The 13,129-nt window shown below is 62.0% G+C and carries 12 protein-coding genes; 7 read left to right on the top strand and 5 right to left on the bottom strand.

Going from position 1 to position 13,129, the window contains the following annotated elements:
* Positions 1-14 precede the first annotated feature (14 nt).
* Positions 15-1,604, bottom strand: coding sequence for an ABC transporter substrate-binding protein (locus tag ACPFMA_RS28020; RefSeq protein ID WP_064305073.1), 1,590 nt, complete (start codon positions 1,602-1,604; stop codon positions 15-17).
* Positions 1,605-1,967: 363 nt separating this feature from the next.
* Here ACPFMA_RS28020 and rpmB point away from each other — a divergent pair, with 363 nt between their 5' ends.
* Complete coding sequence (rpmB, locus tag ACPFMA_RS28015; RefSeq protein ID WP_037058999.1) at positions 1,968-2,204, top strand: 50S ribosomal protein L28; 237 nt, start codon at positions 1,968-1,970, stop codon at positions 2,202-2,204.
* Positions 2,205-2,215: 11 nt separating this feature from the next.
* Complete coding sequence (gene rpmG / locus ACPFMA_RS28010; RefSeq protein ID WP_003242516.1) at positions 2,216-2,371, top strand: 50S ribosomal protein L33; 156 nt, start codon at positions 2,216-2,218, stop codon at positions 2,369-2,371.
* 145 nt (positions 2,372-2,516) lie between these two features.
* Here rpmG and ACPFMA_RS28005 read toward each other — a convergent pair whose 3' ends face one another.
* The 4 genes from ACPFMA_RS28005 to ACPFMA_RS27990 form a co-directional block, all read right to left on the bottom strand.
* Complete coding sequence (locus tag ACPFMA_RS28005; protein WP_425929451.1) at positions 2,517-2,738, bottom strand: I78 family peptidase inhibitor; 222 nt, start codon at positions 2,736-2,738, stop codon at positions 2,517-2,519.
* A 174-nt stretch (positions 2,739-2,912) separates the two neighbouring features.
* Positions 2,913-3,116 carry an I78 family peptidase inhibitor gene (locus ACPFMA_RS28000; protein WP_425929450.1) on the bottom strand — a complete coding sequence of 68 codons (204 nt, stop codon included), beginning with the start codon at positions 3,114-3,116 and terminating at the stop codon, positions 2,913-2,915.
* 80 nt (positions 3,117-3,196) lie between these two features.
* Positions 3,197-3,400: an I78 family peptidase inhibitor gene (locus tag ACPFMA_RS27995; RefSeq protein WP_420059326.1), complete on the bottom strand. Its 204-nt coding sequence runs from the start codon at positions 3,398-3,400 to the stop codon at positions 3,197-3,199.
* Between the two features lie 81 nt (positions 3,401-3,481).
* A complete protein-coding gene (locus ACPFMA_RS27990; RefSeq protein WP_420059327.1) occupies positions 3,482-3,841 on the bottom strand; it encodes a cupin domain-containing protein in 360 nt (119 codons plus the stop codon).
* A gap of 196 nt (positions 3,842-4,037) precedes the next feature.
* On the opposite strand from ACPFMA_RS27990, the gene ACPFMA_RS27985 reads away from it, so the two are divergent.
* The 5 genes from ACPFMA_RS27985 (at position 4,038) to ACPFMA_RS27965 (ending at position 13,078) form a co-directional block, all read left to right on the top strand.
* Positions 4,038-5,531 (top strand): aldehyde dehydrogenase, encoded by a 1,494-nt coding sequence (locus ACPFMA_RS27985; RefSeq protein ID WP_420059328.1) that lies wholly within the window; start codon positions 4,038-4,040, stop codon positions 5,529-5,531.
* 118 nt (positions 5,532-5,649) lie between these two features.
* Positions 5,650-6,795 (top strand): MFS transporter, encoded by a 1,146-nt coding sequence (locus tag ACPFMA_RS27980; RefSeq protein ID WP_425929449.1) that lies wholly within the window; start codon positions 5,650-5,652, stop codon positions 6,793-6,795.
* A 120-nt stretch (positions 6,796-6,915) separates the two neighbouring features.
* Positions 6,916-8,988, top strand: a complete 2,073-nt coding sequence (locus ACPFMA_RS27975) for a type VI secretion system Vgr family protein (protein ID WP_425929448.1) — start codon at positions 6,916-6,918, stop codon at positions 8,986-8,988.
* Positions 8,985-9,926, top strand: coding sequence for a hypothetical protein (locus ACPFMA_RS27970; protein ID WP_425929447.1), 942 nt, complete (start codon positions 8,985-8,987; stop codon positions 9,924-9,926). The genes ACPFMA_RS27975 and ACPFMA_RS27970 overlap by 4 nt, the downstream gene beginning before the upstream one ends.
* Positions 9,923-13,078: a T6SS effector BTH_I2691 family protein gene (locus tag ACPFMA_RS27965; protein ID WP_425929446.1), complete on the top strand. Its 3,156-nt coding sequence runs from the start codon at positions 9,923-9,925 to the stop codon at positions 13,076-13,078. The genes ACPFMA_RS27970 and ACPFMA_RS27965 overlap by 4 nt, the downstream gene beginning before the upstream one ends.
* Positions 13,079-13,129 lie beyond the last annotated feature (51 nt).

Below are 13,129 nucleotides of genomic sequence, written 5' to 3'. Positions count from 1 at the left end.
GCCCGACCAGGCCGCTACTTCTCTACCTTCACCCCGGCAAAGTCCTGCCGCCCGAATGGACTCACCTGGTATCCCTCCACATCCTTGCGCAGCAGCACCGCAGCGGTCGGGTGGGCCAGCGGCAACCACAGGGCCTGCTGCTGGATCTGCGCCTGGGCCTGCTGGTACAGGCGGCTGCGTACGCTCTGGTCGGTGGTGGTCTTGCCGGCGCTGATCAACTGGTCAAGGCGCGAGTCGCAATAGCGCGCGAAGTTGGTCCCGGAGGTGACCGCAGCGCAGGAAAACTGCGGACTGAGGAAGTTGTCCGGGTCGCCGTTGTCGCCCGCCCAGCCCATGAACAGCAAATCATGCTCGCCAGCCTTGGCCCGACGGATCAGTTCGCCCCACTCGATGACGCGGATTTCCGCCTTGATCCCGACCTTGGCCAGGTCTGCCTGCAACAGCTGCGCGCCGAGGCTCGGGTTGGGATTGAGCAGGCTGCCGGACGGGCGGGTCCAGATCGTGGTGCTGAAACCGTCGGGCAGGCCGGCTTTCTTTAACAGGTCGCGGGCTTTGTCGAGGTTGGTCGGGTAGCCCGGCAGCGACTTGTCATAACTCCAGGTGTTCGGCGGGAACGGGCCGTTGGCAGTGACTGCCGTGCCTTCGAATACGGCCTTGAGGTAGCTGTCCTTGTCGAAGGCGAGGTTGATCGCCTGGCGCACTTCCGGCTTGTCCAGCGGCGGGTGCTGGCTGTTGATGGCGACGAAGGCGGTCATGAACGCTTCGGTCTTTTCCACCTTGAGGTTGGCGTCCTCGCTTGCCGCAGCGAGGTCCAGCGGCTTTGGCGAAAGGGCGATCTGGCATTCGTTGCGTCGCAGCTTTTGCAGGCGCACGTTGGCGTCCGGGGTGATGGCGAAGATCAGCGGATCGACTGCCGGCTTGCCATTGAAGTAGTCCGGGTTGGCCCGATAACGCACCACCGCGTCCTTCTGGAAGCGGTTGAAGACGAACGGCCCGGTGCCCACCGGCTGGCTGTTGAGCTTTTCCGGGGTGCCCGCCTTGAGCAACTGATCGGCGTATTCCGCCGGGTAGATCGAGGCGAAGCCCATGCTCAGGGTGGCGAGGAAGGTAGCGTCCGGGTGGCTCAGGGTGAAACGCACGGTCAACGGATCCGGGGCGTCGATCTGCTTGATCAGGTCGGGCAGTTGCAGCGATTGCGCATGGGGGAAGCCGCTCTGGGCGATCTTGTGCCAGGAGTGCGCCGGGTACAGCATGCGCTGGAAGCTGAACAGCACGTCATCGGCGTTCAGCGTGCGGCTTGGCTTGAAGTACGGGGTGGTATGGAACTTCACCTCGGGCCGCAGCTTGAATTCCCAGGTCAGGCCGTCGTCGGACACCGTCCAGCTCTGGGCCAGGCTCGGCACCACCTTGCCGGTCGCTGCGTCGAATTCCACCAGGCGGTTCATCAGCACGTCGGCCGAGGCATTGGTGGTGGTCAGCGAGTTGTACTGGACCACGTCGAAGCCTTCGGGGCTGGCTTCGGTGCATACGCTGAGGGCGGCGGCCTGGGCCATGGCAGGGCCGAGCAGGGAGGCGAGCAACAGGGATAGAACGGCGGGGCGCATGATAACTCCTAGGCTGAACGACGACCCATCTGCCAGTGCAGTCTGGAAAAGACCTACCCTAGTGCCCCGGATTACAAATCGCCAACATCTTTTTCAACGAATCGCACGACGAGCGGTAAACTGCCGTGCAGCCCGTTTGCCACGCCGTGCGGGCCTGGGCGGCACAGGGGCCAGTGATATTGTTTGTTGTTGTGCTCTGGTCTTTCTGGTATAAAGCAGCGCTCTTTTCTAGGGGCCCGGTGTGTAGCATCCTCGGGTGTAGCCGGTAAGACCCCGAAGAATCACGGCGCCTGGCGCCAGAAACTGAGAGATTAAGCGGCCAACCCATGCCGGGTTGGGCATGTGGTTTTAGAGGGCTGAGGCATGTCGAGAGTCTGTCAAGTTACTGGTAAGGGTCCAGTAACCGGGAACAACATTTCCCACGCAAACAACAAAACCCGTCGTCGTTTCCTGCCGAACCTGCAGCATCACCGCTTCTGGGTCGAGTCCGAGAAGCGTTTCGTGCGTCTGCGCGTTTCCGCCAAGGGCATGCGTATCATCGACAAGCGCGGCATCGACGCCGTTCTGGTCGACATTCGCCGTAACGGCATCAAGGTCTAAGGGAGAACGTCATGCGTGAACTGATCCGTTTGGTGTCGAGCGCCGGTACTGGCCACTTCTACACCACCGACAAGAACAAGCGCACCACTCCGGACAAGATCGAGATCAAGAAATACGATCCGGTCGTCCGTAAGCACGTGATGTACAAGGAAGCCAAGATCAAGTAATTGATCCGGTTTTCGCGAAAGGCCCGTATCTTCCGGATACGGGCTTTTTTTATGCCTGTGTTCCGGATGTCCTCGTAAGCCAATCACGTGAAAACGAAAACGCCCGGTGCCAATTGGCACCGGGCGTTTTTGTTGTGAGGCGAGATCAGCCGAAGCAGACGCCGGTGATGACACCGTTGTCGTCCGTTAACACCTGGATGCGCGCGTCGTCGATTTCCATGGTGTGTGGGTCGTTCGGACCAACGACGCGAGCGCGGTTGGTCAGTTTGGCGATCTCGGCACGGACGGCTTCGGAATATTTGGTACCGATCAGCTTGCTCACTGCGGCTTTGACTTCGTCGTTGCTCATTGAAATTGCGATGCTCATGATTTTCTTCCTTGTTTGGGGTTGTCCGGATGGACGGCGCCATATTCCCTAACGACGCCTCATGTCGTGCGTTACATATCTTTCGAATACTACGGGCTTGCGTTGCTGGGCCTGTGTTTTGCCAGGCGTAAAAAGCCCGGAGCCACCGGCCCCGGTTTTTTTGGCGAGGAGGAATCAGCCGAAGCGGAAACCGGTGATCACGCCGTTACCGCCAGTGATCACATGGATACGCAATTCGTCGAATTCCTTGGTGGTAACGCCGTTCGGGGCGACCACGCGAGGGCGTCCGGTCAGGCGGGTGATACGGGCACCGGTCTCATCGGTGAATGGGCAGCCAACCAGCGGAGCCAGGGCTACGAGCGCTTCTTCATTGGTCATGATCTTGTCTTCCTTGATGGTGCTCGTGCGCAGAGACAGCGGGGACTATTGGCCCCCGTGTCCCGGACGCGAGGGGGGGATCAACCGAAGCGGAAGCCGGTGATCACGCCATTGCCGTCGGCCACGACATGGATACGCGCATCGTCGACTTCCATGGTGGACGGCTCATTCGGACCGACGACGCGTGCGCGGCCGGTCAGTTTGGTGATCTCGGCCTTGGTAGCTGCGGTGTATTCGCAGCCGATCAGCTTGGCCAGGGCAGCTTTTGCTTCTTCATTGTTCATGGCTTTTTCTTCCTTGTAAGTGGATGTCCGGACGGACAAGGCCATGATCCCGAAGCGCACACCCTGTCATGCGCTACATATCTATTTTTGTTCGAACATCACGTAGATCTTGCGGCACGGCTCCAGCACCTCCCAGGTGCCCTTGAAACCAGCCGGAATCACGAAGCGGTCGCCGGCGCGCAAGGTCTTGGCCTCGCCTTGCTCATCGCGCAGCACCGAAACGCCCTGGACGATTTCGCAGTATTCATGCTCGGTGTAGTTGACCGTCCATTGCCCGACCTCGCCTTCCCATACGCCCGCGGCAAACTGCCCGCACGGGCTGGAATAGTGGTTATAGACCGCCTGCTCGGGGTCGCCTTTGAGGATCTTTTCGGCGGCGGGGCGATAGCGTTCGGCTTCGGTCAAGATCTGAGCGAAATCAACGATCTGCTGGATATTCATGGCGCGGGTTCACCTGATTGTTAAATAAAATGAACATGACTAGGCTTTTGACAGCTTAATGTCAAATATATTGATAATCCGGGTCCCAGTAGTTTAGGGTGTCGGATGCTGTAGAGCGATGACAGCTCCGGCGGAATTTTCTGACAGTGTCGACGACCTCTCGTGCGACGCTGCACATCAACAAGAGGAGTTTGCTATGACCACCCTGACGCGTGCGGATTGGGAAGAGCGTGCCCGGCAACTGAAGATCGAAGGACGTGCCTTCATCAACGGCGAATACACCGCGGCCGCTTCCGGCCAGACCTTCGAATGCATCAGCCCGGTCGACGGTCGCCTGCTGGCGCACATCGCCAGCTGCGACGAAGCCGACGCCCAGCGCGCCGTGGAAAACGCCCGCGCTACCTTCGAGTCCGGCGTCTGGTCGCGCATGGCCCCGGCCAAGCGCAAGGCCACCCTGATCCGCTTCGCCGGCTTGCTCAAGCAGAATGTCGAGGAGCTGGCGCTGCTGGAAACCCTGGACATGGGCAAGCCAATCAGTGACTCCTCGACCATCGATATTCCGGGCGCGGCCAATGCCCTGGCCTGGAACGGCGAAGCCATCGACAAGGTATACGACGAAGTCGCCGCTACCCCGCATGACCAGCTCGGCCTGGTCACCCGCGAGCCGGTGGGTGTTGTCGGCGCCATCGTGCCGTGGAACTTCCCGCTGCTGATGGCCTGCTGGAAGCTCGGTCCGGCCCTGGCCACCGGTAACTCGGTAATCCTGAAGCCGTCGGAAAAATCCCCGCTGACCGCCATTCGCATCGCCCAGCTGGCTGTGGATGCCGGCATCCCGGCCGGTGTGCTCAACGTCCTTCCTGGCTATGGCCACACCGTGGGCAAGGCCCTGGCCCTGCACATGGACGTCGATACCTTGGTGTTCACCGGTTCGACCAAGATCGCCAAGCAACTGATGGTCTATGCCGGCGAATCGAACATGAAGCGCGTCTGGCTGGAAGCTGGCGGCAAGAGCCCGAACATCGTCTTTGCCGACGCACCTGACCTGAAGGCCGCCGCCGAAGCCGCTGCCAGCGCCATCGCCTTCAACCAGGGCGAGGTCTGCACCGCCGGCTCGCGCCTGCTGGTGGAGCGCTCGATCAAGGACCAGTTCCTGCCGATGGTCCTGGAGGCCCTGAAAGCCTGGAAACCGGGCAACCCGCTGGACCCGGCGACTACCGTCGGCGCCCTGGTCGACACCCAGCAACTGAACACCGTGCTGGGCTATATCGAGTCCGCCCACGCCGACGGCGCCAAGCTGCTGGTTGGCGGCAAGCGCATCCTCGAAGAGACCGGCGGCACCTATGTCGAACCAACCATCTTCGACGGCGTGTCCAATGCCATGCGCATCGCCAAGGAAGAGATCTTCGGGCCGGTGCTGTCGGTGATCACCTTCGACACCGTCGAAGAAGCCATCGCCATCGCCAACGACACCCCGTACGGCCTGGCTGCCGGTGTATGGACTTCCAACATCAGCAAGGCGCACAAGACCGCCAAAGCCCTGCGTGCCGGCAGCGTCTGGGTCAACCAGTACGACGGCGGCGACATGACCGCACCGTTCGGTGGCTTCAAGCAGTCGGGCAACGGTCGCGACAAGTCGCTGCACGCACTGGACAAGTACACCGAGCTGAAAGCTACCTGGATCAAGCTGTAAGCACCCTGCGCGGCTGAAAGGCCGCGTCAGTTCGATCCGGTCATGCAGCCGGACCTTGCCACCAGGCGGGTCCGGCTGTGTCGTCTGTGCTGTAGGGAAATGCTTCGAGGGAGATGAGATGCGTTGGGGGACTTACTTCGCCGTGTTGGCGGCTGTGCTCAGTGTCGGCCTGGCGCTGGGGGTCAGCATGCCGCTGGTGTCCTTGCGCCTGGAAGGCTGGGGGTACGGCAGCTTCGCCATCGGCGTGATGGCAGCGATGCCGGCGATCGGCGTATTGCTTGGCGCCAGCCTGGCCAGCCGCCTGGCGGCACGCTTCGGCACCCCAGGCTTGATGCGCCTGTGCCTGTGGGCTGGCGCGCTGTCCATCGGTGCCTTGGCGTTGTTGCCAAGCTATCCGGTGTGGCTGGTGCTGCGCCTGTTGATCGGCGTGGTCCTGACTATCGTCTTCATCCTCGGTGAAAGCTGGATCAACCAGTTGGTAGTGGAGGAATGGCGCGGCCGCCTGGTGGCGCTGTATGGCAGCAGCTACGCCCTTAGCCAACTGGCCGGGCCTTTGTTGCTGGGCGTGGTGGGCTCGGACGACGACCTCGGTTTCTGGATTGGCGTCGGCCTGCTGGTCGTCTCGCCGCTGCTGCTGTTCGGGCGCGGCGGTGCGCCGAGCACCGAGGCGGCCAGCGTGACCTTCTTCGACCTGTTCGGCTTCTGTCGGAAGTTGCCGGTGATTGCGTGGGCGATTGCCCTGTTCGCGGCATTCGAGGCAATGATCCTGACCCTGCTGCCGGTGTACTGCCTGCAACAGGGCTTCACTGCGGAAGTCGCGCTGTTCATGGTCAGCACCGTGGTCGTGGGCGATGCGGTGCTGCAACTGCCGATCGGTGCCCTGGCCGACCGCATGTCCCGGCGCACCTTGTTCAGTGGTTGCGCGGTGACGCTGGCGGTGTCCAGCCTGATGATCCCCTTGCTCCTGCAAACCCAGCTGATCTGGCCGCTGTGGGTGTTGTTCGGCGCCAGCGCCGGTGGCTTGTTCACCCTGTCGCTGATCCTCATCGGCGAGCGCTACCGCGATGACGCGCTGGTGCGGGCCAACGCGCATGTGGCGCAGTTGTGGGGACTTGGCTGCCTGATCGGGCCGTTGGCGGCGGGGGCGGGGAGCCAGTGGCTGAGTGGGCATGCGTTGCCGTGGTTCATGGCAGCAGGGGCTTTCGTCCTGGTGCTGTTGTCGCGTCGGGCCAATGCTTTCGAGGCGGTTGCCGTCCCTGATTGATCGCGCAAACGTGTTTTTGCAAGCAAGGACGCTTCATGCGTTAGCTTAGGATTTTTCCTATATCTCAGCCGTTGGCCGGCAGTCAGGATTCCCGGGAATTCGTTCCCCGGGACATCCGCCATGGCCGTTCAGTCCGATCTGCGCTTCACCTTCACCGCAGCAGCCGGTGAGTTCGATGTCGTCGAATTCCACCTCACCGAGGCCCTCTCCGAAACCTTTCGCCTCGAAGTCGACCTGAGCAGCAACGATGCCGCGGTGAAATTCGGCGAGATCCTCGACCGCCCCGCGCTGTTCACCCTCTGGCAGGGCGGCCAGCCCGTGCGCTATGTCCATGGCTTGGTGAGTTCCTTCCAGCAGGGCGAAACCGGTTTCAGCCGCACCCGCTACCGCGCGGTCGTCGAACCGCGCCTGGCCCGCCTGCGCCTGTGCTCGGACTGGCGCATCTTCCAGACCCTCAGCGTGCCCGACATCGCCAACGAGATGCTGAAAAAGCACGCCCTCACCCTCGACTACGAACTGCGCGCGGCCAAGCCCCACACTGTCCGCGAATACTGCGTGCAGGCCGGCGACACCGACTATCACTTCGTCGAACGCATCATGCGCGAGGAAGGCTTTTTCTACGGCTTCCTGCACAGCGAGGAAGGCCATCGCCTGATCCATTGCGACTACCTGTGGATCTTCGGCAAGCAGGCCGGCCCGCCGGTGGAATACAACCCCAAGCCCGGCGCCGACCGCCCGGGTCCCGCGCTGCACCGCTTCACCTACAGCGAAAACGTACGCAGCGCCCGCCAGGTGCAGCGCGACTACAGCTTCAAGAACCCGAGATACCCTGAACAGAGCACGTACAAGGCCACCGACCTCGAGCACCAGGCGGACAGCTACGAACGCTACGACTACCCCGGCCGCTACCGCGGAGAAAAGCCCGGCGAGGCCTTCAGCCGCAGCCGCCTGCTCGGCCTGCGCAGGGACGCCTGCCAGGTCATTGCCGAGGGTGACGACGCCCGGATGGTGCCGGGCCTGTTCTTCGAACTGGTCGGGCATCCTCGCGAGGAATTGAACCGCGGCTGGCGCCCGGTGCGCCTGGAGCACTGCGGCAAGCAGTACGTCAGCCAGGAAGAGGAAAGTGCCGAAGCCGACCGCGGCACCCACTACAACTGCATCGCCACGCTGGTGCCACACGAGGCCGAATGGCGCCCCGAACCGCTGCCCAAACCGCGCATCGACGGCCCGCAGCCGGCCACGGTGGTGGGGCCGAAGGGCGAGGAAATCTATTGCGATGAATACGGCCGGGTGAAGGTGCAGTTCCCGTGGGACCGGTTGGGCAAGGAAGACGAACACAGCTCCTGCTGGATACAGGTCTCGCAGAACATCGCCGGTGCGCTGTGGGGGCATATGGCGATCCCGCGCATCGGCCAGGGCGTGATCGTCAGCTACCAGAACGGGGATGCCGACCAGCCAGTGATCACCGGTCGATGCTACACGGCAATCCAGCGCCCGCCCTATGAACTGCCCGCCAACAAGACGCGCATGACCCTCAAGAGCCAGACCCACAAGGGCGATGGTTTCAACGAGCTGAGCTTCGAGGACGAGGCCGGGCAGGAAGAGGTGTTCATCCATGCCCAGAGGAACCAGAGGAACGAGGTCAAGCACGACGAAACCACCCACGTCGGGCACGACCGCAGCGAGCGGGTGGATAACGACGAGAGCCTCACCGTCGGCCACGACCGCAAGGAAACCGTGGGCAATGACGAGCAGGTGCTGATCGGGGAGAACCGCCGGCATGAGATCGGCAACAACGACGACCTGATCATCGGCGGCAACCACATCATCAGCACCGCCGGGGACCGGACCGAAGAGGTCGGTAGTAGTCGCCTGGACAAGACCGCCGCCAACCACAGCGTGGAGATCGGCGGCAATCTGGATCAGCAGGTGCAGGGCACGGTTGATCTGCAGGCCGGCCAGCGCATCACGCAGCACACCAAGGTGTATGAAATCCACTCCTCAGAGGCTGTGGTCATCAAAGGCCCGGGCGGCACGCTGCGCATCGATGCCTCGGGCATCACCCTGGATGGCGTTGTGATCAATCTGATCGGCCCGATGACCAAGTCGGGCGGAGGCTCCGGCAACAGCCTGGTGCTGGCGAGCGAAATCGCACAGGAAGAAAGGGTGAAATGCAGGGAGCCCCGGCCATGAGCAAAGAAACCGTCATCGATTTTGCACGGCGACACCGTACCGCAAGCGACTACTTCTACCTGCTGGTGGACGGCCAGGCCGAATGTGCGCTCGATCATCCACTCAGCGTGCCGTCCCTGACCCGGTCATTTGGCGAGGCAGCCGTCACCCGTGTGCCGCGGCCGGATATGTCCCACGAGCAGGATCACTGCCCGGCTTTGATCCAGTTGGCGACGCCGGGGGAAGGGGTGTCGAAGGATTATCTCGACCTCAGCGCCGACTATTCCGCCTGGGACCTGAACTACGACGAACGCTACATCTGCGGTTGGCTGACCAGTCGGGAGCCGCTGGAGGTCGTCGCGGCTCATATCGCCGCCCGTTGCTATACCACCGCCGACGAGGCCGGTGATCCCTCGCCCTGGTTCGAACCGCTGAGGCTGGAGTTGCTGTTGTGTGCGATGCAAAAGCAGGCGGGCTGTTTATTGCGTCCGATCCAGAACTGGCTTTTGCCGCTCAGCTGGGGTGCCTACACCGTGGCGCGCAGCTCCGAGTATGCCTGCGATCCGGAGCTTTCCGAGCGGGCAAGGCAAACCCAGCAACTGGCATCTGAGGTGAATGCATTCCTGGGCATCTGGCGGCATGCCCTGACACTCCCCGAAGGCTTTGCCCCTTGGCGCTGGAAAGGCCCTGGCATCCTGCCGGAGCAGGCCAGCGTGTATGGCTTGCGCCTGATCCGCGACGCCCGCCAACTTGGTCTCCACAACAGCAGCGACCGGATCTCCCTCAGTCTGCACCGGGTGTTCATGCACCCCCTTCTGCCACAGCATCCGGATATCCAGCAGGCCATCTCCCAGGCCCGCGCCGGCAGCCTCGACCTGCCAAGCCATTTCGCCACCTACAGCGAAACAACCTGGAAACGGATCGTCTACAGCCTGCCTCTTGCAAAGGACTACTCATGAGCACCGCCCTTCATTTGGCCACCTGCGAGGCCAGGCCCGTTCCCCTGCGCACCTGCCGCGCCTGCGAACGTGTCGGTCTGCCCGTCCTGCCCCTGCGCGCCGCCTATGCCCCGGAACCCTGGCACACCCAGGCACTGCCGCTGGCCAGTGACCCCAAGGTCAAGGCCGTGCCCCTGCGTGACAGCCAGCCGCGCATCCTGCGCCGGGGTTTCCTCTACGTCATGCTCGACAGGAAGGAATGGCAGGCCTACCAGATCACTCCCGAGGGGGCGCTGCGCCAGGTGCCGCCGTACCAGACCTCCCGCGAGGAACCCCTGCCCCTGAGCATGGCCTGCGTCAAGCACGACCACGATATCCCTGCTTCCTTCATCAATTTCGACACGAAAAAGTACTCCACCGCCTGGCTGGCCATCGCCAACGACCCCTGGCCGAAGCAGGTGCTCAAGCGCTATCTGAGCGGCGGTACGGTCGACGGCATGAGCCTGGAGGAGCGCTTCTACAAGCTTGACCTCAAGACCGCCCGCGAAGACCCCGCCAGCATCGGCCTGGCGATGACCGAACACGAACTGCAGATGGAGAAGGTCCTCGAATACGCCCAGCCCATGGCCGGTGACTTCTACAGCGTGCATGGCTTTTACGGACGCAATCACCGCCTTAACGCCCTGAGGAACCATGTGCGCACGGTGATCCAGCGGGAAAAGCTGCCCAACGGCGTGCTGGCCCTGGTGTTGCCCGATCCGATCGGCATGGTGCAGGAGTGCAATGCCCAGCGCATAGTGCGCTATCAGCAGATGCTGGAATGGCGGGCCGAGCCGCAACGGAGCTTCGAGCACCTGACGTCGCAGGCGTTGCTGGGGATTCGCGAGTTTCAAGCGCAGAGAGCGGAAAAGCTGGCTGCAGCAGAAGCGAGTACACGCGACGAGTACGCCCGCTACCGCAACGAAACCCATATTGTCGCTAAATCAGTCCTGCCGAAGGTCGAGGTCGAAGGGGTAGCCGAGCGCTTGACCCCGGGCATGCAGGAAGAGGCCGCCGAGCGCCTTGATGAGCGCTACGACGAAAAGGCCCGTTCGGACTTCCAGCGCGAATTCGACAAAACCCTCGCCGCCTGGCAACGGCTTATCGATGATGCCGGCGAGATCTACGTCAGGCACTTCCAGAGCCCGGCGTTCAGGCTGGCCAGCCGGTTTGACTACATCGATCGCCACGACGAATCCGTCATGGGTTTCATCTGCCTGATCGGCCACTGCCTCTCCGGCGGGCCGACCGGGCTTATCGAGGAGAACAGGCTGGAGGCCACCCAGCAGCTCTGGAAGCAGCAACTGGAAGACCAGAACAGCCTGCTTCATCAGGCCCTGCACGCGAAGGATCCAGGCGTGTTCGAACAGATCCACAAGTCCCTGGTTGATGATGAGCGGACCCGGATCTATCACGGCATCAAGACCCTGATCACGACCGAACAGGGCACCAAGTTGATGAGGGACTCCGTGAGAACGGCCGCTGGCCAGTTGCTCGGCGGTGCGGCCACGGCCAGCAATGTCCTCGGCAAGCATATTTCCGAGAACACCCGGGCGTTGGTCGGGCATCTGCACCGGGAGGCCTGGCTGCGTTTCTCCGGAGTGGAGGCCACCCAGGTCACGGTGGCGCTCAAGGTGGGTGAATACCTCACGCTGCTCAATGAAACGCTCTACGAAGGGACCGAGCGTTATCTCGACAAGCTCAACGAAAAATTCCGCAACCCGGCTGCGGGCAAGGTGCGGGCCATGCTGCTGAGCGGCCACTTCACTCCGGCACTGGCAGATCTCGATGACAAGCTGATCTACGTAAAGCTCTGGACGATGGAAAACGCCGAAAAGCTGAGCGCGCGTCTGGAGCAACTGCGGGACGGCGTTGGCGACGGCATCGATGATGCCCTGCGTCCGGTCAGTATCGACACTGGGGCACTCAAGGGCGGGATGCAGGATTCCACCCGTCACCTGAGCCTCGATGCCGACGTCGCCCGCCTTTACGTGCGGGAGACCATGAGCAGCATGCGCAATGCCGCCATGAGAGGCGGTGAAGGCGCCTTCAACCTGGGGCTGGCCTTGGGAAGCCTGTGGTTCCAGCAGGATGCGTTGCGCACTACCTACAAGAACATGCTTGAGGCGTTTGGAGATGAACGGCCCGAAGCGGTGGCGGCGTTCATGGCGGCGTCGGTGGGGAATCTTGGGGTGGGGGTCGAGCTGGTTGGGGGGACGGTTCAGGCGTTTCGGCCTGAATGGAAGATGAATGTCCACACGACTACCGGGCTGGAGCCGGTCAGGTTGGGTGGGAGGATTCTGCAGTTTGGTAGTGCGATTGCGGCGGTGGCTACTGCGGTGGAGGGGTTGCAGTATGCGATGGCGGCTAGGCGTGCTCACAGCGTCGGTGATAGATCGGCAAGAACTCTTTACGCAGTCGCATCCGGGATGGCAGTGGCTTCCGCGCTAGCAGGGGGTGTGGGCGCTTTAGCATCCGTAACGGTACTCCTCATTCCCCTCGCGGTAGCAGTCCTCTTTGGATTGGCGGCTTATGGATTTGCGGTGTGGGCAAAGGGAGAGGAGTCGCAACCACTGGAACTGTGGGTGAGACATTCGCTTTGGGGGCTGCCGGAAAAGCACCGCCGCTGGACGCACTGGCACGAAATGGATACGGCGATTGGTGCTTTAAACGCTGCGTTATTGGGTTTGGCCGCAGATATTGGTGTTACCTATCGCGTCCACAGACCGGCTCCCGGCGTACCAGGTGAAGGCGGCACCATTGATTACCGGTTTGTCCTTCCTGGCTACACCCCGGACAGGTCGTACTATGAATGGAATTTGCGGGCGTACCGGCGGGGTGACAAATCAGGGGGAGTCGTCGCTGGGGGAAAGACCGGTGATACGCATGAACTTCTGCCAGCCCCGACGTCATGGAAACACCCGAGCTATGACCCCAAAACATCAGCTCCGATAATTGATCACAATATCGAGTCGAAGACTTTCGAGATCAAGGGTTCGATTGTCTACTGGGGAGTTCTGGATTTTCACGCCTTGGAGCTTGAGGTGTCGTATTGGCCCGACAAAAGTGACGAGTCCGGTGTGGCTCGGCTCATTGTGAAGGAAGACAAAATCCCTGGACCAGCAAAGTGGTAAGTCCAGTGAAAAAACCTAAACTCGTCCCCCCTTGTTCTGGCTGGAAAGAGG

The sequence above is a fragment of the Pseudomonas sp. NyZ201 genome (genome assembly GCF_049860765.1).
GTDB classification, from domain to species: domain Bacteria; phylum Pseudomonadota; class Gammaproteobacteria; order Pseudomonadales; family Pseudomonadaceae; genus Aquipseudomonas; species Aquipseudomonas bharatica.
This window is presented reverse-complemented; position numbering and strand designations above follow the sequence as displayed.